Genomic DNA, 24,697 nt, shown 5'->3' on the forward strand with positions numbered 1-24,697 from the left:
TTTTTTGCTTAAGTATGTATCGATCGTTCCTTACGCTGTTTTTGTTACTCATTCTAAATACCATAGGACAGGCCCAATCTTATTTATCCTATGGACTCGCCTTTAATGGACATGAAGCCGTTGCCGAGAAAAGGACCGCTTTTGAAATTGCTACGGGTAAGCCACTGTGTTTTTCAGGAACCATACGTCTTGAGTTTGACCTGAACTTCGTATCCTACAATCATATTTATTTCGGTTACATCCTCCGTATTGTTAACGAGAACCAGAATATTGATCTGATCTATGATCAGAAAGCGTCTCTCTTCCGGGTTATTTCCGGCCAGCATTTCTTCAATATCTCGTTCTCTTGTGACGCCTACCAGTTGTACAATGAATGGAATCGCGTGTCGGTTACCATGGACCTGAAAAAGCAGCAGATCGCATTCGCTGTAAACAACAAACATGTAGGTAGCCGCGCTTTCTCATTTAAAGGAAACTGCTTTAAATTCCTTTATGGAGCAAATGATGACGAGCGATTTCATACCAGGGATATCCCACCCATGCGTATCAAAGACATCCGCATCTTTCAGGATGAGCGGCTGACCTGTCACTGGCCGCTGGCGGAAGTGGCAGACACCCTCTGTTATGACAATATCCGGCAGCAGCCTGCAAAGGTCAAGAATGCAGTATGGCTGAAACCAGGTCATCAGTATTGGAAAACGATCGGTTCTTTTCAGTTGAACGGAAATGCAGTGGTGGCTTTTGACCAGCGGAACGAACAGTTAATGATCACCGGGATTGATTCTGTTATCACCTACGATCTGCGTCAGCAGCAACATGCCAGGACGGCCATGGCTGCGAAACAGGAAAATATCCTGGTGGGATGCCAGGCCATCTATGATACGTTCAGTCGCCAGTTGTATAATGTCTACATCGATCATAAGAAGGTGGCTACGTACAGCTCCGAACATCCACAGTGGACTACCTCTTTCCCGGATACCATACTTACGGAATTCTGGCATGCCAATAAGTTCATTTCTCCCTGGGATACTGCTTTATACATCGTTGGTGGATATGGGCAGCTAAAATATAAAAACCTGGTACAGCGCTACCAGCCCCGCACCGGTAAATGGGAGATATTGCCCACCGGAGGCAGCTTTTTCCCACCGCGTTACCTGGCTGGGCTGGGCTTAAATGGCACTGGCGATACAGCTTTTATTGCAGGCGGCTACGGTAGCATGACCGGCGATCAGATGCTCGATCCCCGAGGGTATTATGACCTCTTTACTTTTGATGTACGAAACAGGACTTTCAGCAAGCGGTTTAGCCTGGATTCGGTATATGGCAGCTTCACGTTTGCCAACAGCCTGGTCATCGATGCTAAAAGAAGACAATATTACGGGCTGGTATTTCCCAAAGATAGTTTTAACGCCCGCCTTCAGCTGATACAAGGCTCGCTGGACCGGCCTGTATACAAACTGACGGGCACACCTATTCCTTATTCTTTTTATGATGTACAGTCCTTTGCGGACCTCTACTATGCTCCCGGTGTTGGTAAACTGATAGCGGTCACCTTGTTGTATGATGATCAGGAACAGCGGCAGCGGAAAACGACAGTAAACGTTTATACGATCGATTTCCCTCCACTAGACCTTAGCGCAGGAGATGGAAATATAGCTGGAGGGAAAGGCCGTTTAGCCAGAGGGTTCATTTACATGCTGTTGTTTTTTGTTGTTGCCATTGCGATTTTATGGTGGTGGTTCAGGAAAATCAGCCCGCAAAATAAGCGGGATGGAAATACAGATGAAGGGGAAGAGCAAAAGAAAGGATCCGGAGAACCAATCGATACCACTATAGAGCCCTCAGAAGGAGAACTGCATGCGGCTATACAACCCATACAGGAAACGCTGCAACCAGCGGAAGCTCCCCGGTCCAGTATCCGCCTGTTTGGCCCTTTCCAGGCGTTTAACGGGGAGGGTGAAGAGCTGACGGGATTGTTCACACCACTAATGAAAGAACTGCTGCTCCTCATCCTGATCTATACCGTGAGGACCGGTCAGGGCATCACAGCCGACGAACTGAATGAGATCCTTTGGAACGGAAAATCGGCCAAAGATGCCAAGAATAACAGATCGGTGAACCTGGCCAAGCTGAAAACCATCCTGGAAAGGATCGGGAATTGTATGGTCAATAAGAAGTCGGTGTACTGGCAGTTTCAATACACAGAAGATCATTTCTATCTTGATTATGAACGCTTTGTCAGTCTGACTAAAAGAAAGGCTGCGGCAGACCGGCCGTTTATCGCAGACCTGCTGAAGGTTGTCGAAACAGGGGCCTTCCTGGCCAAGACGGAATATGACTGGCTGGATGATATCAAGGCAGAAGTGAGCAACGCTGTTATTGACCTTAGCCTGGGATACCTCAAAGAAGACAAGCAGGCAGGGGAAGACCCGGAATTTGTGATCAGGGTGACGAATGCCATATTTCTCTTCGACCGGCTGAACGAGGAGGCGCTGGAATATAAGTGTAAGAGTCTGATACAGTTAAAACGATATTCGCTGGCAAATAACACCTACGAGAAGTTCATAAAGGATTATAGGGATATCTATGGTGAAGAGTTTTATAAGTCCTTTAATGACGTGATCAGATAGGACTAATACTGGGAAAACCGATGCCACATAATGGAGGATTGTGCTAAAAAAAACATCCCAAGGTTAAGTGTACACCATGGGATGTTTTTATTTATTTGACAGCACTGGTTAAATCTTCTTTAACAGCACTTTCTGTTTGTTAAAATCAGCTGCTGCGTCCATAAACGCTATCATTTGCGGCCAGTTTACAGATTTTTCCTGCTGATGCTTATACACCTTTTTAACTGTTACTACAAGCTTTCCATCTTCCATTTTGGTGCTGCTCTCAAATGAGCCGGTTTCATTGCTAACAGATTTGTTCAGGTTGTCTGCACCTTCCAGCTGATAACCCTGAGGAATGTTAACGATAATATCGTATGCTACCGTACGGGGAAAAGGCATGTTAATATCATAGGTACGTTTGCGCTCCTCAGGCGAAAGTGCTATCTGCTCAGTGATCAGTTTACCAATATCCAACATATAGTTATTGCCTGCTTTCTTCACAAACCCTTCCATTGTGAATGATTCATGCATAGTCAAGGGCTTGTTTTGTTTTTCCAGCCCATGCTCTGCTACCTTAAAGTACGTAACGGCTGTGGGTTTAGTTCCGTACTCACTGGCAATATTGGCGTTCACCGTTTCGTCCATATCTTTCCGGGCTTTAGCGAAGGCTGCGTCAAATTCATTGGCTCTTTTCCGGTACGGGCCGGTGGCCAGCAGGTCTTCATCTCTTGATGAAGTTACGCGCAGGTTATTGCGTTCGTCAGTCAGCATATCTTCATACAACAGCATGTCTATGTAGTTGTAGCGATATTGTCCTTTAACACGGATAATACGATCTATACTTAGCTGCTGCATATTATCTGCTGTAAATTTCACATTAAGTTTCTCCTCATCCATGTTCTGATCTGCGTTGCTCATTGGCAGCGAAATCTTTTTAAACGAGGCATCTTTCTCTTTTGAGCTGCCGGTTACACTTACCGTGTAGGCTTGCTGACCTTCCAGTTGGGTAGGCAGCTCGTCAGGGAAACTAAACATGCTGCTCATAAAGCAGTACATCGGTTTATCATCCGGATAGGCAATGATGAAGTAATTCAGATCGTCCAGTGACACTACGTCTTCCAAGGTACCTACACTGCGGGGTACAGCTGCAGCCAGTTCCGTACGAATATCATAACGGGCCAGCAGCGTTCTGAATACGTTAGCCGTATAATGTTCACGGGGAGAGTAAGTCTTCCTCTGTTGTCCTACTTCTATAGAACTACCTATACTGGTTTCTTTGTAAAGAGAGGCATAGCGAATGTAATAAAAAGCCAGCTCGGCGATGGCCCTTTTGCTCATCTCTTTTCTCCTTACGCCGGTCCTTGTAGCATATTCGTCCAGCACCTCAGGAAAGCCTCTTACAATAGCGGCGAGGGTAGGATATGAGGCGTTTATACTGATGATCTCATATGTCAGGAAACGGCGGATGCGCTCTTCATTCATTCCGTTCGTGAATTCACTACTTTTTAGTCCGTTGTAGGCCAGGCGCAGGGTTGGTAACGCTCTTTGCTCATACAACCACCGCTCGTCTGTTACTTTAGGCACGTCTGTTTTGTGAATGGAGAATACGTAGTCGTCGCCCTCCTTGCTATGTTTCATTGCAGACGGTTCGTCATTCAGATAGCGCCAGGATACACCCATTCTCCTGTTGACAGTCACATTTAATGAAAAGTCGAGCATGGGGTATTTCTCGCCTATTGAATAATCCAGTGGATCGGGAGAGGAGTAATAACTGCTTGCGTCTTTGTTCATCCTTATATAGAAGTCGATGATGTCTCCTACCTGCAGATCAGAGATAGCGATCTTTTGTTTTTTCTCGTCATGTTCATCTTTAACGTTCACCGCGTCTTTCATGTCTATATCGCGCTGCTGGCCATTGGGTTTAATCACGCGAATGCCCATAAAAGAGGTGAGTTTGTAGCCACTGGACCATCCGCCACGACTCAGTTTCTGGAGGTTGAACTCAGAGTAGTTTTCCAGCGCGGCTTTGTCCTGGATCTTGATACGCTCGTGCAGCGTCATGGCAATATGATCCTGGCGACGGCTATGGTCTGCGCCTAACGTGAAATTCATAGCAATGATGACAGCCGATTCATTGCTGTATTTTTCGGGGATATCCGTTCTGGCGAAAGCAGGGTCTTTAGCGTCCCATATTTCCTGTTTCACCTGTGCGGCTTCTTCCTGGTACTCTCTTTCTTGTTTTGACTGGGCCCAAACCTGGTAGCTTGTACTAAGCAGAAGGGTGGAAAGGAGTACAAATTTGTATTTATACATAGGTAATAGAATTTATTGTTGGGAAACCTGGATCTGCTCCAGGTATTTCTTTGATAGCGCAGCAACAGCGTTGTTCCATTCACGGAAGCCGGCTTTCGCCAGATAGGTATTGTTTATTTTCAGTTGTTTGCGATAGCTGATCTTGTTGCCAGCGGTTTTATAAGTAATATCAAAGCTGAAATTGGGAGATGTGATGTGCAGATCTTCCGGCAGCGTAGTTATTTTATAGCCGTTGGGAATGATAAGTTCTGTTTCGGTGATGAAGTTAGATTTTGTACTAAAGCGCAGATCTGTGGTCCGCTTCACTGTATCGATCACAGCGTTGTTGAACTCTTTATTGTAATCAATATCGATGTACATTTCTTTACCGAAGGAAGACACGGCATCCTGGTACACGAGGTCGAAATTTACTTCGAGGCTGCCATCCCGCTGGTCCAGCGGAGAGGTGGTTACGTTGGAAATCTTATAGTGGCGGTTACTATTGGTGATATAATTTTCCAGCGCTGTCTGCACCCGGTCTTTTTTGGTGAGGTTGACATTATAGAGCAGATCTGTTTTACTTTCCCCGTTATACTGGTATTTTATCTTACCGTTCATATTGTTGCCATCTATGGTCAGGGATTCCCTGAAGATGCGCGTGTTCTGGTCCGGCGTCACCGCAGGCACATTCGCCAGTACGCAGTTGTCTCCATTTTCTATCATCACCTGGCGACTTTCTATGCGTTCCGCATAGATGCCCGGCTGCATGTACTTCTCTGTGGCGTCGAGGTACCACCATTTGTTGTTGTACTTCACCGCGCAGATCATATGATTGTCAGCACTGAGTGAAGGTATGCTGTGATCGTACATGATGCGATTGGTTCCTATCCAGCACAGGCGGGCATCCAGGCCGCAGCGCAGCAATAGTTCCTTGGTGAGGTTGGCCATGCCTTTACAGTCACCATATTTTTTTCGCAATACCTCATGGGCTTCATCGGGTTTAAAGCCGGCAAGGCCGTCTTCAAAAGCAATGTAGCGAACGTTCTCTTCTACCCAGTAAAAGACAGCTTTCAGCTGCGCAAACGGATCTGTAATGCCGGCAGTGATCTCACGGGCTTTGGCGCCCAGAGCAGCAGTGTCCGGGCGGAGCTGGGTAGCCAGATTATGGCACCACTGGTAAAGATCGTCCGTCGTGTTGAAATAGGTGGTTTTTTGTCCGTTATAATTAGCCGCCTTGCTGCGCACGAGGATATGCGGGTATATCCAGGTTGGGCCGGGGCTCATACTTGCCGATTTCATGGCCGGGAGCTTAGTGGCGGTATAAGTATAGACGTCGGCGTCTTTATCTTCATCGTACGTTTTTTCCGTTCTGACATGTTGCCCCTGGAAATGGAAAGTATGAATTTCAACGTCCATCCAGCGGGGAACAATAACGGTGACCTTCTTTTGCTGTTCCGGGTAGTCTTCGGTCAGATAAACGGTGGTCAGATAACGGGGATCTTTGATCTCCTTTTCTATGGTCACTTCGCTGTGAGATCCCTGACGTGTAAAGGGCAGGGTAAAGTGACACAGTTTCAGATCTGAATAGAAGTATTCGTCAATGTTCAGGTAATCGTAGCCAGGTTGTATATATCTTGCCTTTTTACCATCTACCACAATGGTCACATCTTTAATTTCCTCCTGGCCGTTATAGCTTTCCGAGAAGGGAATAGACGAACGGAAGCCATTGCATATAAAATCCTTGTAAAGGGTTTGTTTGACAATGACCTGTTTCTGGCGGGTATCGTATTGAAATTCATACGTTTCGTCTACCCTGGCCAGTTCGATGTTATCGTCGTCTTTCTGGGCGTGTACAGCAAGGGGACAGTATAGGAACAGCCAAATACTCAGACGGGCAAGCCGTCTGGCATGGGAACAGATTAGCACCTGAAGCTTCATAGTAAGGGAAAAATTGGTAAATATTAGGCTAAAGTACTAAAAAAGAGAGTATTTTATATTAAATAATATGCCTTATCTAAACATGGATGATTAGTGTTATGGCGAACTGTCAGTAGTACCAATAGGGTGCGACTTCGCTACCACTATAGTACCGATGTCTATCTATAGGCGCTATAGTCCTGCGTTACGCCTGCTATTCTATAGCCCTGGCTATAGAATAGTGGCTATAACGCTATAGTAGAGAGCCTATAGGCTATAGACTCCACCGAATAGGTATAGGATCCTCACCGAATAGATACCGGATTCCGGCGGCACCCGGGGCTCAAACACACAACTTCTAACGGGGTGGTATCGGCGTTTGCTTAATCCCGTTTAATGGTGGCGTGGTTAGAAAAATGAGATGTTTGTCATTCCGGATTCCCTGGCTCAAACCGGCAGCGGGTTTTGAACACGCCTCCGCGTCGGATGGCAATGGTGCTTGATAATAGATGTTTTTTAGAAAAATTTCATAGTTAATCCCCGCATTAACCCTTTTGTTAAGCCTTTTTTAATCCCCGGGATAGTTTATTACACTCAGTTGTTTAGGATCTGATTATCAGTTCTCACGGAGGGGAACTTTATTAATCTATGTCATGCCTTTCTTCCTGGATCAGCATTAAAAGTATTTGAATAGCATAAAGAATTTATTCCTGTTATGAAATCAGAGATCTACAGACCTCCTTGTTAAAAGCAAAGCTTGCAAATATGAAAAGATCCACGTATGACGCATGCGTCCATGTTATGAAGAACACGGACGGAAAGTCCCTGTTGTTTCAATTACTGTTTATCGGGGCCATCATTTTATCCCGGGTAGACAAGAGCGCCGCACAAAAGAGGGATAGTGCGGGCCCGGCCTCGTCGATGGCTATTACCGGGCAGGTCGTCGATTCTGCCAACGGGAACGTGCTGGAAGGGGTGACTATCGGTATTGCCGGTACCCAGTTGGGCGCCATTTCCGACAGGGAAGGCCGCTTTACGGTCCGGGTGCCGGATGGCAAGCCGGTATCCCTGTACGTCCGCCTGGTGGGATACCGCGAACTGAGAATCCCTTACAGCGGTTCCGGGAATGTACTGGTACGACTGCCATCTACTACTGCTGGCCTCAACCAGGTGATCGTAACGGGTTATGGTACCCAGCGAAAGGCGACGGTAACCGGGGCTGTTTCGGTGATCAGGGCCAGTGAACTGGTGGTGACCAAAAATGAAAACGTTATCAATATGATGACGGGTAAGCTGCCGGGCCTGCGTGTGGTGCAGAAAAGCAGTGAGCCGGGAGCCTATGACAATGTATTCGACATCCGCGGGATGGGCAATCCGCTGGTGGTCATAGATGGGGTACCCCGGAGTGGTGGCGACCTTTCCAGGATGGACCCCAATGAGATAGAGAGTATCTCTATCCTGAAGGATGCTTCTGCCGCTGTTTACGGTGTGCGTGCGGCCAATGGCGTGATACTGGTAACGAGTAAAAAAGGTACCCGCAGCCAGACGGGCAAGTTCGATATCACCTATGCGGTGAACCAGAGCTGGCAGCAATTCCTGAATGTACCTCAGGGCGTAGATGCACTGCAATATATGATGCTGAAGAATGAGAAACAGAAACGCGACTTCGGTAATAATTTCTATAACCAGATGCCGCCTTCTTTTTCTGATGCCGATATGGAACTGTACAGGAACGGCACCTTGAAATCGTCCGACTGGGTAGGCGCTACCATGAAAGAATTTTCGCCGGAAATACAACATACCCTGAACGTGAACGGTGGCAATGACAAGGCCAATTACTTTTTTAACCTGGGCTATTTCAACCAGGACGGTTTGTTCCGTAGCGGAGACATGAACTATGACCGCTGGAATTTCCGGTCCAATATCAACGCTAAGATCACAGACAGACTAAGGGCGCAATTGCTGCTGTCGGGTTATACCGATACCAAGAACCAGCCTGGCGGCAGAGGCGTATGGGAGATGTTCAAATATACCTGGAACCAACTGCCGACTGACCAGATCTATGCGAACAATAATCCCCAGTACCCTCATCTGATGCCGGACAATGCCAACCCGGTGATCATGACGGATGCGGACTATGTCGGGAAGCAGGCTTTTAAGAATAAGAACTTCCAGGGACAACTGGCCCTCGAATATGATATACCTGCCATTGAAGGACTGATGGCCAGGGGAATGTACAACTACGGCTTCAATATCGTGGACAATACCATGGTGAAGAAGTCTTATACACTTTTTGAATACGACCGGCAGAATGATAAATATATCGGAACATTGGTCAATGCGCCATCCACCGTCAACCGTACATATGGTAACAATACTTCTACGCTATACCAGTTATCACTGAACTATACAAGGAAATTCGGCGGCAGGCATAATGTGACCGGCCTGGTATTGTATGAAGAAAGCCATGCTACGGCCGACAACTTCTACGCACAACGTGAATTCTCCCTGGGTCTTCCTTACCTCTTTGCCGGCGATGCCAACAACCAGCTGGGTAGTATGGATGGCAATGGTTTATGGGAGACCGTGAACAAGGGTATCGTTGGTAAAGTGAATTATGATTTTAAAGGCAAATACCTGCTTGATTTCAGTTTCCGGTATGATGGGTCCAGTAAGTTCAAACCAGGGGCGCAATGGGGCTTCTTCCCGGCTGTATCGGCCGGCTGGCGTTTGACAGAGGAGCATTTCTTCCAGGGCCTGGTGTCGCCCAATATCCTGAGCAACCTGAAGCTACGTGCTTCCTATGGTAAAACCGGCGACGACGGCGCTACGGGCTTCCAGTACATATCCGGTTATAACTATCCTTCCCCCGGTTATTTCTTCGGTGGCAACTATGTGAACGGGATGGCTTCCCGCGGTGTGGTCAATCCGGACCTAACCTGGTACACGGCTAAAACACTCAATATGGGTATCGACTTCGACCTGTTGAAAGGCATGATAGGCGGCTCTGTAGACTATTTCATCAGGAACAGGGACGGTCTGCTGGCTACCAGAACGACCACACTGCCAGGCACTGTAGGTACCAACCTGCCACAGGAGAACCTGAACAGCGACCGTACCAGGGGGATTGAAGTGGTGCTGACCCATCGCAATACCATCGGTGATTTCAGCTATAACATCAGTGGTAACGTATCTTCTACACGCACCATGCTGCGCGAAGTACAGCAGACCCGCGCGGGTAACTCTTATGAGAACTGGAAGAACTCGCAGCAGAACCGCTACACGAACATCTGGTGGGGAAAACAATACGGCGGACAATTTAGCTCCTACGATCAGATATACCATCACAATGTCAATACCGGCGGCGGTAACCAGAACATTGTGCCGGGCGATTACTATTACCAGGACTGGAATAATGACGGGGTAATAGATGGTAAGGACGAATCTCCGATCGCTGTAAGAGACCTCCCGCTGATCAATTTCGGGATGACGCTCGGCGCGGCCTGGAAGGGCTTTGACTTTAATATGCTGCTGCAGGGCGCTACCGATTTCTATGTGCAGTATGCTGAGCAGATGGCAGAGCCGCTGATGTATGGTCGTAGCGCACTGACTCAGTTTCTCGACAGGTGGCATACCGCTGACCCCAATGCAGATGTATTCGATCCGAATACCGTGTGGGTGCCCGGTAAATATCCGGCTATGGGCTCACCTGTAGCGGAAGGTACCAAAGCGGTGCAGGACGCCACCTACCTGAGGATCAAAAGCCTGGAAATAGGATATACCATTCCCCGGAAACTACTCAGCCATATAGGCATCAGCAATTTCAGGGCTTACGTCAACAGTTATAACCTGGCCACTTTTACGGGATTGAAGAACAGCGATCCGGAGCATCCGGGTAGCGTGGCCAATGGCGCGGACTGGAACTATTCCCAGGGCGGATATAAATATCCTATGAACAGGACATTCAGTGTGGGAGCCAGTGTTACTTTTTAAACTGAAAACAACATGAAGAACAAGATATACATAAGCATCATCACCCTGCTGGCAATATTGTTACAGCCTTCCTGTAAGGACCTGAATATTGATCCGCTGAATGTGATACAGGACAAGGACGTTTTTGCCACAGAAGCAGGAGTTAAGGGCTATCTGGCTACGATATACAGGGCCCTGCCAATAGAAGATTTTTACTACCGCCAGGAGGGTTCCGGCTTTAACCGCCAATGGGAACATTTCTATCATCCCGGTGCACTGTGCGGAGAAATGGTAGGCCCTTATGGCAGTACTTACGACGGCGCCGGAGGCTTTGGCTACTGGCCATATGGCGATATCCGGACTGTCAATTATTTTATTGAGAACCTGCCCGTTTATGCAACAGGTTTTTCACCCGATCAGATTGAAGCCTGGTTGGGGGAGGCTTACTTCTGCAGGGCGTACTTCTACTTTGCGCTGGCTAAACGTTATGGCGGTATCCCCATTATCAGGAAAGTACAGCACTATCCTGAGCAAAGCCTGGAAGAGCTGCAGGTGCACAGGGACAAGGAAGTGGATGTATGGAACTTCATTGGCGATGACCTGGACAGCGCTTACAATAAGATGCCGGCTACCAGCGAGCGGGGACGTGCTAACCGGTATGTGGCCGCGGCTCTGAAATCGAGGGCTATGCTGTATGCAGGCAGCATAGCGAAGTATGGTTCAGAGAACTTTGTAGCGGGCGATGCCCGTGAACAAGGGTTTGCAGGTATCCCGGCATCAGCTGCTGCAGGCTTCTTTCAGAAGGCCTGGGATGCCGCCAAACTGCTGGAAGGGCGTTATAGTTTATACCGTAAAAAGACAGATAAGGAACTGAATTATGTAGACCTCTTCCTGGACAGGGAAAGCACAGAGAACATCCTGGTGAGGGATTATTCCCTGACGACCGGTACAGCTCACAGCTGGGATGCTACCATGACCTGCCGTTTCATGACTGCAGATGGCCTTTCCCGTGCTTATCCCACCCTGGAGCTCGTGGAGCGTTTTACAGGGCAGCTGCCGATCGTGAACCCTGATGGCACGCCCCGTCGTTTTGATAATACCGGTCAGCTGTCGCAGGGCCTGGAGCCCCGCCTGCTGGCAACGATATATTTCCCTGGTGCTACGCTGAGAGGCAGACAATTTGATATGCAGCGGGGCATCTATGAACACTTTGCCGGTACCGCTGCTGATGAACTGGGGCAGAACCCGCCTAACAGGCAATACAGACACCTGGCCGGTAAAACAGAAACCTTATTCAACGGCATGCGCATTATCGGCTTTACGGGTATCAGTACGGACAACGACGACCTTACCCGCAGCGGTCTTTATGTGCGCAAATACGTGGATTATAATCGCGCGCAATCCCAATGCGGCCTATATATGAGCACCCAGAGCTGGATAGACATGCGTTATGCAGAAGTGTTGCTGAACAGGGCAGAAGCTGCCGTTGAACTGAATAACATGGCGGACGCCCGGAATGTGATCAACGATATCAGAGACCGTGCAGGCGCTCCGCTCTTAACAGGTGAATTTACAATAGACACGGTGCGTAACGAGCGTTGTAAGGAACTGGCCTTCGAAAAGCAATACTGGTGGGATATCAGAAGATGGCGTATTGCAGACCGGCTGCTGGACAACACAAAATATCATGCGCTCATGCCATACTACGTGGCCGATGAACAGCGGTATATCTTCCTCCGGGAGTTTGAACCCTTCCAACGTTCCTACAACTTCGAAAAGAAGTTTTACTACGAGCCTATTCCCGGCGGAGAACTGGGCAAGAACCCGAACCTGTATCCTAATAACCCTAACCACTAAATTAAAACGACTACCATGCAACAGATCATAAAAGGATTGTTTATCTTACTCACTGCCGTGGCAGTGTCTTCCTGTACCAAGGAAGATAATTTCGATGGCCCTGATGCCGCTTTTAAAGGAAGATTGCTTGACAATGACTCGAAAGAGAATTTCCTGACGGAAACCGGCGGTGTGCAGATCAAGCTGGAAGAACTGAGCTGGAGTGCAACACCTACGCCGCAGTATATACCATCCAAAATAGATGGCACCTTTGAGGATACAAAGCTGTTCAGCGGACATTATCGCGTTACGCCTGTCAACGGCGCCTTCTGGCCGGTACAGGGTGTTGAGTTGGATATCAATGGCACCACTGCGCACGATTTTACGCTGACGCCTTACCTGCGTATCACCCAGTTCACTCACGAGCTGGAAGGGACCACGCTGATCATGCGGTTTAAGCTGTCAGCACCGGTGGAAACAGGCCTGCCCAGGATATTGGACGTTAAGCCTTTCGTGAATACAAGTGAGTACGTAGGCAGCGGGTCTACCATCAGCCAGTATACTGATCCTAACAAGATCGATATCAACAGTAGCTGGTCTGCCGATATTGCTGCAACGGCCTACGAAATAAGAGTGCCCAATCTGAAGGCTGCCAGGACCTTCTATGCGAGGGTGGGTGTAAGAGTGGATGACAGTTTCAAACAGTTTAATTATTCGCAGATAATTGAAGTTAAAGTACCATAATATAAGTTACAAAGTATCAGGAATATGCAAAAGATCAACAGCATGCGTGCAGGTTTAGTTTTATTAATGTTAATGTCGGCCTTTTCATCCACGGCACAGAAGAACCCATTTATTACAGAAATATATACAGCTGACCCGTCAGCACATGTATGGAATGACGGACGTTTATATGTTTACGCATCCCATGATATTGCACCACCAAAGGGCTGTGACCTCATGGACCAGTATCATGTGTTTTCTACTGACGACATGATCAACTGGAAAGACCATGGTGAGATACTGCGCGCCAGCCAGGTGCCCTGGGGCAGAAAAGACGGTGGTTTTATGTGGGCGCCAGATTGTGTGTTCAGGAAAGGGACCTATTATCTTTACTTCCCTCACCCCAGTGGCGACGAATGGAATAAAACCTGGAAGATAGGCGTGGCCACCAGCAATAGTCCGGCAAGTGGGTTCCAAGTGCAGGGATATCTGCCTGATCTCGAACCGATGATCGACCCTTGTGTATTCATTGACGAGGATGGTCTTGCTTATTTTTATTACGGTGGTGGCGGCGTTTGCAAAGGCGGTAAGCTGATGGACAACATGATGGAAATAGATGGTACCATGCAGCCTATGGAAGGACTGGTGGACTTTCATGAAGCTACCTGGGTGCATAAGAAAGACGGTGTCTATTATCTGTCGTATTCTGATAATAACGACAAGGACGGTAAGCACAACCAGCTGCGTTATGCCACCAGCGATAGTCCGCTGGGGCCCTGGACATACAAAGGCATCTATATGGAGCCTACCGACAGCTATACCAACCACGGCTCTATTGTTGAGTACAAAGGGCAATGGTATGCTTTCTACCACAATAGTGCCTTATCGCATCATGACTGGCTGAGATCGATCTGTGTAGATAAGCTCTTCTATAATGAAGACGGCACCATCCGCAAAGTGGTACAGACAACGGGAAAATAAGGAACAGCCTGTTACCGGTTGCGGACTGAAGCAATTCAGGAGACTGGTTTGCCCCTCGAAAATGTCGTAATTGCACCGCCTGTATAAGTGAAAAGAATTTCATCTTTGTTGAGCGAACAAAGCTTTCCATTACTCATACGTTTAAAAACACTTAAAACACATGTTATGGAAAAACATGAATTCAAAATCACTATCAACGGCCCCCGTGAAAAAGTATGGCGGGTACTCTGGGATGACGCTTCCTATCGTGAATGGACAGCAGTATTTGCTCCCGGTTCATGGGCTAAAACTGACTGGAAGAAGGGCAGTGAGATCCAGTTCCTGGATGATAAGAACGACGGCATGATATCCAGGGTGGAAGAGAATATTCCGAATGAGTACATGTCGATAGAACATCTGGGGTATGTAAAAAATGGCGTTGAAGACAGGCATAGTGAAGAAGTAAAAAAATGGGCCGGCGCTCATGAGAACTATACACTGAAAAGTGTAAATGGTCAGACAGAGCTGGTGGTTGACATGGATGTCGTGGAAGAATACAAAGACTATTTTACCAAGACCTGGCCTAAAGCATTGGAAAAAGTGAAAGAGCTGTCAGAAGTGAATTAGTCCTCATCCGGACGATGATATTATAGAAAGCCGTTCCTCTTTCCCGAGGGGAGCGGCTTTTTTGTTGTGTTATAACAACCTGCCTTTTTTTATTACTTTAGCCTCCGAATTCAACCAAAAAAAGAGAGGAATGTAGGTAGCATGCCGGAGGTCCTGGATAATGAAATAGCATTACTTGAAAGAATGGCGAAGGGTGATAAGGATGCCTTTCAGGTGATCTATTACCATTATGCGCCAAGGATATACGGCAAGTTGCTGAAATTGTTACATTCCGAAGATCTGGCTACAGAACTGCTGCAGGAGGTGTTTATTACCGTCTGGCAAAAACATGCCCTGGTAGATCCCGCGCGTTCCTTCCGTTCCTATCTGTTCAAAATAGCCGACAACCTGGCCATAGACCTTTTCAGGAAGGCCAACCGCAGCGCGCAGCTGATCAACCGCCTGCTGGAGGTCAGCATTGACCATTATACACATACGGAAGAGAGACTGGAGCAAAAAGAGAATGCATTCCTGCTCCAGACAGCCATTGATGCCTTACCCCCGCAACGTAAACTGGTATTTACCCTCTGTAAACTGGAGGGCAAGAGTCATGATGAAGTAAGCCGTTTATTAGGTATTTCGCCATCTACCGTTAATAATCATGTAGTTAAGGCTACACAATTCCTGCGGGAATACCTGGCCAACCGCCCCGATATCACGGGAATGCTCCTGCTCTATTTTTTATTTAAATAATTTTTTCCCTCGGAGTAGTTATTTATTCATGCTTGTTCGTAATAGCTATTATGGAAGATATATTTCATGAGGAGGAACTGCGTCGCCTGTTCGGTAAATTCCTGCAAAGAGACTGTTCGGAAGGAGAAATAAGAAAGCTGATGGCTTATGCTGGGATAGACCAGCTGCGGCCTGTGTGGGAGGAATTGCTGGAAGGGGTGGAGGTGGAAGGAACTGCGGGGGAACTGTATGCCTTGCATCAGCAACCTGTTGATAAGGTATTCAGCAATCTGTCTTTCCTGACAGATGAGCTGCCGCAACAGCAGGGTTCCCGTGGAATATTTTCTATCTCCCGCTATTGGTGGGCAGCTGCCGCTATTTTCTTATTACTGGCATCGGGTACCTGGTTTTTGATGAGCCGTTCTCAGCGACAGGAAAGTGCTGTAGCTATTGTTTATGACAAGGCCCCGGGCACCGACAAAGCCTTGCTCACATTGGCGGATGGGAGAATTGTAGCACTGGACAGCATTGGTAAAGGACAGGTTGTGCAGGGAAATACGAGCATCCGGCAACAGGGTGGTCTGTTAAGATACAGCGCCGGCGCGCACGCTGTAGGTTTCAATACGCTGAGTACTCCGCGTGGCGGACAATTTCGTGTGGTATTGCCGGATGGTACAGCTGTGTGGTTGAATGCCGCCACTTCCCTGCGTTATCCAACCGCCTTTGATGGCAATGAAAGGGTCGTGACGCTACGTGGAGAAGCGTACTTCGAAGTAGCTAAAAATGCCAAACCTTTCCGTGTGCAGATAGATGAACGCACAGCGGTGGAGGTGCTCGGCACACACTTTAATATCCATGCCTATTCCGATGAAAACCAGGTCAGTACAACGTTGCTGGAAGGTAAAGTAGTCATGACTAAAAGTGATGCATTACTCCGGCGCGTTGTGCTGAATCCAGGTCAGCAGGCAGTAGCAGATAAAGAGCAATTACTGCTCAGTAAACAGGTGAACATTGACCAGGTAATGGCCTGGAAAAATGGCATGTTCAACTTCGAAGGTATGGACCTGCCTTCCGTATTGCGGCAGTTGGCAAGGTGGTACGATGTGGAGATTGTATATGAAGGAAAGATACCTACCCGGAAATTCGGCGGGGAAATGCAGCGTGACCTGTCTCTTCAGCAGGTGCTGCGCATATTGGAAAGGATGGATGTAAAATGCAGGATTGAAAACGGTAACAGACTAATAGTAATGTAGCAGGAGAATATCAGCCAAAATAAAAAGTCGTCCTACCCCCGTAGAACGACAACGGCCATGGCCGGCAAACAAACAGTCTTCGTCAGACGCTTATTTATTTAATCAACCACAACCAGTACAAAAGTATGATTTTTCAAGCTTCTTGTAACCGGCAGGGGAAGCCTATGCCCGTCCGGAAGGACTACCGGTTATTGATCCAAACGCTACGTGTTATGCGATTATCAACCATTATCCTGCTGCTCTGCATCCTGCAGGCAAGCGCAAAGATCAGCCATTCGCAAAGTATCACCTATACCTGTAAGGACGCTCCGCTTGAGCAGGTATTTAAAGTCATTAAACAGCAAACGGGGTATGTGGTATTTTACGACCAGGATCTGCTGGTCAAGACCAAACGTGTTACCCTGACCGTCAAAAACCTGGAGCTGGAATCTTTTCTCAGGAAAGCGCTGGACGACCAGCCACTGGATTATTCTATTGAAAATAAAACGATCATCATATCCAGGAAGACAGTGCCCGATAAGGTGCCCTATATACTGCCATTGAAAATTCCCCTGGTATCGGGTGTTGTAACAGATGAAAAAGGAAGGCCGGTGGCAAGAGCCGTTGTTCGCCTGCTGCCTACCGAGGACAGAGGTACGCTCACTGAAGAAGATGGCTCCTTTATCATGGCGGCAGTGCCTCCAGGTAACTATACACTGGAAGTAAGACACCTGAGTTTCCTGCAGGCTCAGAAGAAGATCGTGGTGGCTGATAAAGATGTGAAAGTAACTATCTCCCTGACGCCGCAGCAGCGGGAATTGAAAGGAGTAGTGATCAGTACAGGTTTTCAGAAGATAGAAAAAGCAGCTACAACAGGCTCATATTCATTAATTACAGCAAGAGAACTGGAAGAGACGCCCGATATCAATATTATGAAGCGGCTGGAAGGAAAGGTGCCTGGTGTTCGTTTCGATGTCCGTAATAACCGTATCCAGATAAGAGGAGTGAACAACTTCGGTACGAGTGCCCCGTTGATCATCATCGATGGCTTCCCTGCCATCGATCAGAACCTGGCCACACGGCCGGGGTATACACCGCTACTGGGCGATCAGGCGGGAACCAGCTACGATGTGTTAAATGCGTTTAACCCTGCAGATATTGAAAGCATCACTTTCCTGAAAGATGCTGCGGCCACTTCCATCTGGGGTTCCAGTGCGGCAAACGGTGTGATCGTGGTAGAAACAAAGAAGGGAAGGAAAGGCGAGATGACAACGCTTAACCTGGGAGCTACGCTCAGTATTGCGGCGCCTGCAAACATGAAGAACATGAATGCTATGAACAGCCGTGAGTATATCGATTTTGAACAGGAGATGTTTGATGCGAACTTTTATCAGGACCCTTTTACACACTGGCGTTATACCAATCCCAGTGAGGCCGTGAAATATATGTTCCTCGGCAAACGTGGCGATATTACAGCACAGCAGCGGGATGAAGCCCTGGAAAGACTGGCTAACACCAACAACCAGTCACAGATAAGAGAGTTCCTGTTACGGCGGGCGGTAACACAGCAGTATAATCTGTCTGTTACCGGTGGCGGAAAGAATACCAGCTATTATGTGTCGGGTAACTATTCCAGGAATCTGCCGGTATCCAAAGGGAACAAGACGAGCTCCTATTTTGTGAATAGTAATTTCAACACCGACCTGCTGGATGGAAAAGTAAAATTGTCTACGGGGATCAACCACAATTATTCAAACAGTGTGGTGAATACAGCTGCACTGACTGCATTGAACCCGGGCACCTTCGGTCTGCGTCCTTATGACCTGCTGGTAGATGAACATGGGCAGTCAAAGAATTACATCGTCCTGTTCAAACCGGAGGTGGGGGATAGTCTGCAGGGCTTAGGTCTGTTACCCTGGACTTACAACCCGGTTGATCAGCTGAACTATTCCAATACCCGCTATCTCAAGCAAACCACCCGTGTACAGACATCACTGACCACACGACTGACACCCTGGGCCGATCTGCAGTTGTCAGGTATGTACCAGCGCAGTTCACAGGAGATCGAGCTGATAGATGAACTGAACAGTTATAATACCAGGGACCTGCTGAATACCGCTACATCTATTCAGAATGGCAAACTGGTATATGGTATCCCGATCGGCGCCGTTATGCGGCACACCAATACCTGGTCGACCGACTATGGCGCCAGGGCGCAATTGAACATAGACAAGCAATGGAAGCTGGTCCATCATATTAACTTCCTCGCCGGCACAGATATCCGTGAAACGAAGTCCAAAGGCTACCGGCAAACGCACTATGGATACGATCCTAATACAGGTTCCGCACAGGCGTGGAATCCGACGGTGCCTTACAGAACATTCTTCTTTGGAACGCGTACGCTGGGATATGCCGACGGTGCGCTGATGTCGGACATACAACGTTTCCTCTCTTATTTTTCCAATGCCAACTATGCGCTGTATGATAAGTACTTCGTATCCGGTAGCGTACGTTTTGACGATTTCAGCATGCTGGGTATAGCGCGCCGTAACAGGGCTATCCCTTTATGGTCGACAGGCCTGAAATGGGATATCAGGAAGGAACATTTCATGCCGGCTAAGAAATGGCTGACAGCACTGGCCCTGCGATTGACCTATGGTACTGCCGGTACTGCTCCTAACGGTGGTACCAATTTCCCGGTGGTAAACGTGATGCCAGCCGACCCTATGACTGGGCTGACATACTCCGGTATCGGCTCTCCGGGTAACCAGAACCTGGGTTGGGAAACAACTGCTACGCTGAATGGAGGTATTGACGCAGACATCCTGCATGGTTTACTGGGTATCACATTTGACATTTACCGCAAAAAGTCATCAGGAATACTGTCCGCATTACCTTTCAATGCCACTTACGGATGGAGTACACTGTTGTACAACACCGCCTCTATGAAGAGCCATGGTCTTGAATTAGGTCTCAGTGCGAATATCATACGTACGAAGGATTGGGGATATAGCGCAAACTTCAACCTGGCCTACAATACTAATAAGGTGACTGATACAAGGTTTAATGTGACTGCCGGCACACTGGAAAATGGAGCGCCGGTAGCTGGTCATCCGGTCGATTACCTTACGGCCCTAAGATGGGCGGGGCTGGACCAGGAAGGACAATCGCTGATCTATAACAGTGCCGGTAAAATACTGACATCTACTGACGGGGAAATAGTGAAACCTGAAGACAGGGTGTTTAAAGGGCGTTCAAATCCGCCGGTATTTGGAGGTTTTATGCATCTGATCCGGTTCAGGCAACTGAGTTTCTCTGCCAGGATGGTTTTCTATATGGGGCATAATATGATGAAGCAGGACGTAGTGCCTGGTCTTTATCCGGAGAGCGGTAATGCACCCGGATTTGCAGGCACCTCAAAGGGATTGGTGCGCCGCTGGCGGAAGCCGGGCGATGAAGCTGTGACCAATATCCCCGGCATTATCCATTCCAATTTCACCAGCCTTGCCCGTTATAGAGATGCCGACATCAATGTGATCAGCGCTTCTCATGCGCGCCTCGAACAATTGTCTCTGAACTATATGGCAGGCTCGCGGATCTTAAAAAAATGGCCTTTCATCAAGACCATGAATATGGGAGCAACGGTGAGTAATCTGGGCGTCATATGGCGTAAGAATAAGGAAGGTATCGATCCGATGTATGTGCTGGAATACAACTTCGGTAGCCTGCGGCCATCGCCTACCTATACCTTCAATTTCAATGTTTCATTTTAATCATTCAGATCATGTCTATCATAAACAGGTTAATATATTTCGCACTGGGTGGTGTATGGCTGTGCTGGGGTACGGGATGCAGGGACTATGTGGAGGTTACTCCCATTGGGAAACGGGCGCTCGTAAATACGGGCGATTATCAGCAGCTCTTATATAGTGCCAACGACTTTCAGCCTTCCAGTTCATTCCCCGCTTATACGGCCGATGATTATGGCATCAGCGACGCCAACTTTGAGGCGAATATGAACAATACCTTAGGGGCTGTATATAGCTGGGCGGTCACGTTTGTAGGGGAATCGGACGACCAGGATTGGTCCAGGTTGTACAAGCAGATCTATGTCTGCAATCAGATCATTGAAGGCGTGCCAGGAAGCGTAGGTGGTACAATGGCACAGAAGGACCGCATACGAGCGGAAGCGTTGGTACATCGCGCCTATGCTTACCTGATACTGGTGAACAGCTATGCTAAGCATTATAACAAAACGACTGCAGCCACTGATCCCGGTGTACCGGTGTTACTGCAACCCGACCTGTATGCACCCCTGAACAGGGCATCCGTACAGGCTGTGTATGACCAGGTGAAGGCTGATCTGGAAACGGCGATACCTGCACTGCCCGATCATGCTATTATCAATATGGTACCTTCTGCCACGGCAGCGTATGGCTTATTGGCACGTGCGTCTCTTTACATGGCTGATTATACGAATGCGGCAAGATATGCAGATAGTGCGCTGGCACGTCAGTCAACCCTGCTTGACCTGCGGAAGTATGCTGACAATGTGATCACCTTACCCCTGTTGTACCAGGACCCGGAGGTGATGCTGGCAAAGGAGGTACGTGGCATGACCCAGGTATACGCACTGAACCCTTCATTGGTACAGCTCTTTACTGCTGGAGATCTTCGTTATACAATATTCACTGCTGACGGATCAAATTATGCCTGGGCGCCTTTTAGCGGCAGGGGCTTCTGGCGTCCGATGCTTACTAATACAGGCGCCTGGACAGGTCCCGGTGTAGCTGAGATGATGCTGATCAGGGCAGAATGTGATGCGCGCAATGGCAAGACAGCAGAAGCCTTGTCCCTCCTGAATGCATTACGCGTGACACGCATTACTGCGCAGGACTATACCGACCTGACCGCTGCAACACCGGAAGATGCGCTGCGCCTGGTGCTGGAAGAACGCCGTCGTGAGCTGATGGGCACTGGCCTCCGCTGGTTTGATCAGAAGCGGCTGAACCTTGAACCAGCTTTTGCAATAACGGTGACGCGCACCTACATGGGCAAGACCTTTACGCTGGAACCTAACAGTAACCGATACGTATTTCCTATAGCCACAACTTATATTCAATTCAATCCGGAGATCACACAAAATCCAAGGTAAAAAACTTATTAACGACATATGTTTAAACTAAAACTTAGCCCGGGTGCATGGCTCTTGTCATGCGCCATGCTGGCCGCGTCTGTACACGCAACAGCTCAAAAGAAGAAAGACAGGAAGGACAAAGCAGCTCCATCCACCGAAGTAAAAACGGATACGACGGCAAAGAAGCCGGAGCCACCTAAACTGAAGAAGTACAGTGAAGTGATCACGAAAGATATGGTCACTTCCAAAGGCTTCATCACGGTGCATGCCAAAGAAGATGAGTATTACTTTGAAGTGCCGTTTTCCCTGATGGGTAAAGACATCCTCATCGTGAACCGCGTTGCCGAGGCATCTGTGGATATGCGTAATGGCATATGGGGCCTGGTGGGCGATGACATAGGACAAGGCGTATATCGCTTTGAAAAGGGCAGGGGTAATAAACTGTTCCTGCGCAGGATTTCTTTTACAGAATATACCGGCGACAGTACCAAGCCAATGTATGCAAGTGTGCAGAAGAATAACCTGCAGGCTATCGCAGCTGTTTTTCCTATCGTTGCCTATAACGCTGATTCGACAGGGGCCGTGCTGAATATGAAAGAATTCCTGGAGAGCGATAACGACATCCTGTATTTCTCCAAACAGGCATTTAAAGACCGTGCTGGTATGGGCGCGCAACAGAATGACCGCAGTTATATCAAGTATGTGCATCCATACGCTACCAACCTGGAAGTGCGTGCCTTTAAGACTTACAGCGCAGGCAGGAACCCTACTTCCTCCAACTACAGTGTGGAGCTGAACTCTTCTATGGTGTTATTGCCGGAAACGCCTGCGCGTCCCCGTTTAACAGATAAACGCGTAGGGTTCTTCTCTGTTTCGCACCGGGACTTCGATGCGCATCCACAGGGGGTAACTAACGCCACTTACGCGATCCGCTGGCGACTGGAACCTAAGCCTGAGGACGTTGAAAAGTATAAGAGAGGCGAGTTGGTAGAACCAGTGAAGCCGATCGTATTTTACATTGATCCTGTAACGCCTAAGAAATGGGTACCATACCTGATACAGGGCGTTAATGACTGGAAAGCAGCCTTTGAAAAAGCTGGGTTCAAAAATGCTATTTATGCCAGGGAAGCACCATCCCGTGAAGAAGATAGCACCTGGAGCCTGGAAGATGCGAGGCACTCTGCTATTGTGTATCGTCCTTCCATTATTGCGAATGCAATGGGACCCAGCGTAACCGATCCGCGTTCGGGTGAGATCCTGGAAAGCCATGTGTTCTGGTATCATAACGTGATGTCCCTGTTACAGAAATGGTATTTTGTACAGTGTGCGGCGGTAGATACCGGCGCGAGAAAACTGGTGCTGGACGATAAGCTGATGGGAGAACTGATCCGCTTTGTGTCATCTCATGAAGTAGGGCATGCATTAGGCCTGGCGCACAATTTCGGTTCCAGCTCCACGGTGCCCGTAGAGAACCTGCGTAACAAAGCCTGGGTGGAAAAGTACGGGCATACGCCTTCCATCATGGACTACGCACGATTCAATTATGTAGCACAGCCGGAAGATAATATCAGCCGGGCGGGTTTATTTCCCCGTATCAATGACTATGATAAGTGGGCGATTGAATGGGGCTACAAATGGCGTCCCGATATCAAAGACGAGTGGGAAGAACAAAAAGTGCTGACCGCCATTGTAACAGACAGTCTGAAGAACAAAAGACTCTGGTTTGGTAATGAAATGGAGCCCCTGGACCCCCGCAGTCAGAATGAAGACCTGGGCGATGATGCCGTGAAGGCTAGTACTTATGGTATCATGAACCTGAAAAGGATCATTAAACACCTCGGTGAATGGACGAATGAGCCGGAAAAAGATGCAACGAATATGCGGGAGATGCTGTCCACCTTGTTCAATCAGTATGCCACCTATGTAGGGCACGTAATGAAGCTCATCGGCGGACAATATCATTACGAAAAGATCGGCAGTCAGCCGGGACCTGCGTACGAAGCTGTTGAATATAAACGCCAGAAAGAGGCGATGGCTTTCCTGGATAAAGAGTTCTTTACTATTCCTGAATGGCTGAATGAAAAGCCCCTGATGGACCGGATACCAGACAAATTCGGTATTGACCTGACGGATATGTACCGTAGCGCTATGAACGGTATACTGAACCGCATGCGTTTAACCTCTATGCTGGCCGCACAGTATGATGATAAAGTGGTGCATCCTTACACTGTAGAAGAGTTACTGCAGGACATGGACAAGATCATCTTTAAGGAACTTTATGCGGGAAAGAGTGTAAGCTTCTACAGGCGTAATCTCCAGAAGATCTATATCAATAAGCTGCTGGATATGGTGTATCCAAATGATGATATGGACCAGATGTTCTCGTCCCTCAATCAGATGTATACCTATTACCAGACGGACGTAAGCGATGTGCTGAAAGCAGCCCTTGCAAAAGAACAGCAGCTGATAGCCAGGTACCAGGCAGATCCCCGTCTGGATAAAGAAACCCAGCGTCACCTGAAAGAACTGAATGTGAAGATCAGAAAGATGGGTGAAAAGGATCTCCGATTCTGATAGCACAACCAGCGTGTCTGAACAGATATAGCGGCCGTTTATGTCGATAGTATATCAAATCAGACAACCTAAGTGACGATATACCTGTGGCATTGCTATAGAAA

At 48.1% G+C, this 24,697-nt stretch carries 13 protein-coding genes; 11 read left to right on the forward strand and 2 right to left on the reverse strand.

Annotation, left to right across the window (positions count from 1 at the left end; translation table 11 throughout):
* The first annotated feature begins 41 nt into the window (after positions 1-41).
* Positions 42-2,630, forward strand: coding sequence for a hypothetical protein (locus L3C95_RS19710; RefSeq protein WP_236390275.1), 2,589 nt, complete (start codon positions 42-44; stop codon positions 2,628-2,630).
* A 108-nt stretch (positions 2,631-2,738) separates the two neighbouring features.
* On the opposite strand, the gene L3C95_RS19715 is transcribed toward L3C95_RS19710, so the two are convergent.
* Together L3C95_RS19715 and L3C95_RS19720 are read right to left on the reverse strand one after the other, a co-directional pair.
* Complete coding sequence (locus L3C95_RS19715) at positions 2,739-4,925, reverse strand: DUF3857 domain-containing protein (protein WP_236390276.1); 2,187 nt, start codon at positions 4,923-4,925, stop codon at positions 2,739-2,741.
* 12 nt (positions 4,926-4,937) lie between these two features.
* Complete coding sequence (locus tag L3C95_RS19720; protein ID WP_236390278.1) at positions 4,938-6,842, reverse strand: transglutaminase domain-containing protein; 1,905 nt, start codon at positions 6,840-6,842, stop codon at positions 4,938-4,940.
* 744 nt (positions 6,843-7,586) lie between these two features.
* Between L3C95_RS19720 and L3C95_RS19725 the strand changes: the two genes are divergently transcribed.
* The 10 genes from L3C95_RS19725 to L3C95_RS19770 all read left to right on the forward strand — a co-directional run bounded on the left by L3C95_RS19725 (position 7,587) and on the right by L3C95_RS19770 (position 24,593).
* The gene (locus tag L3C95_RS19725; protein WP_236390280.1) at positions 7,587-10,814 is read left to right on the forward strand and encodes a SusC/RagA family TonB-linked outer membrane protein; all 3,228 of its coding nucleotides are present in this window, start codon (positions 7,587-7,589) and stop codon (positions 10,812-10,814) included.
* Positions 10,815-10,826: 12 nt separating this feature from the next.
* Positions 10,827-12,650: a RagB/SusD family nutrient uptake outer membrane protein gene (locus L3C95_RS19730; RefSeq protein ID WP_236390281.1), complete on the forward strand. Its 1,824-nt coding sequence runs from the start codon at positions 10,827-10,829 to the stop codon at positions 12,648-12,650.
* A gap of 15 nt (positions 12,651-12,665) precedes the next feature.
* The gene (locus L3C95_RS19735; protein WP_236390283.1) at positions 12,666-13,373 is read left to right on the forward strand and encodes a DUF3823 domain-containing protein; all 708 of its coding nucleotides are present in this window, start codon (positions 12,666-12,668) and stop codon (positions 13,371-13,373) included.
* Positions 13,374-13,397: 24 nt separating this feature from the next.
* The gene (locus tag L3C95_RS19740) at positions 13,398-14,333 is read left to right on the forward strand and encodes a family 43 glycosylhydrolase (RefSeq protein WP_236390284.1); all 936 of its coding nucleotides are present in this window, start codon (positions 13,398-13,400) and stop codon (positions 14,331-14,333) included.
* A gap of 165 nt (positions 14,334-14,498) precedes the next feature.
* Complete coding sequence (locus tag L3C95_RS19745; RefSeq protein WP_236390285.1) at positions 14,499-14,939, forward strand: SRPBCC family protein; 441 nt, start codon at positions 14,499-14,501, stop codon at positions 14,937-14,939.
* Between the two features lie 141 nt (positions 14,940-15,080).
* Complete coding sequence (locus L3C95_RS19750) at positions 15,081-15,671, forward strand: RNA polymerase sigma factor (protein ID WP_236390286.1); 591 nt, start codon at positions 15,081-15,083, stop codon at positions 15,669-15,671.
* 50 nt (positions 15,672-15,721) lie between these two features.
* Positions 15,722-16,903: a FecR family protein gene (locus L3C95_RS19755; RefSeq protein WP_236390287.1), complete on the forward strand. Its 1,182-nt coding sequence runs from the start codon at positions 15,722-15,724 to the stop codon at positions 16,901-16,903.
* Between the two features lie 212 nt (positions 16,904-17,115).
* Positions 17,116-20,655, forward strand: a complete 3,540-nt coding sequence (locus L3C95_RS19760; RefSeq protein ID WP_236390288.1) for a SusC/RagA family TonB-linked outer membrane protein — start codon at positions 17,116-17,118, stop codon at positions 20,653-20,655.
* Positions 20,656-20,666: 11 nt separating this feature from the next.
* Positions 20,667-22,037, forward strand: coding sequence for a RagB/SusD family nutrient uptake outer membrane protein (locus tag L3C95_RS19765; RefSeq protein WP_236390289.1), 1,371 nt, complete (start codon positions 20,667-20,669; stop codon positions 22,035-22,037).
* An 18-nt stretch (positions 22,038-22,055) separates the two neighbouring features.
* The gene (locus tag L3C95_RS19770) at positions 22,056-24,593 is read left to right on the forward strand and encodes a zinc-dependent metalloprotease (protein ID WP_236390290.1); all 2,538 of its coding nucleotides are present in this window, start codon (positions 22,056-22,058) and stop codon (positions 24,591-24,593) included.
* Positions 24,594-24,697 lie beyond the last annotated feature (104 nt).

The organism is Chitinophaga filiformis, assembly GCF_021646545.1.
Taxonomy (GTDB): Bacteria; Bacteroidota; Bacteroidia; order Chitinophagales; family Chitinophagaceae; genus Chitinophaga; species Chitinophaga filiformis_A.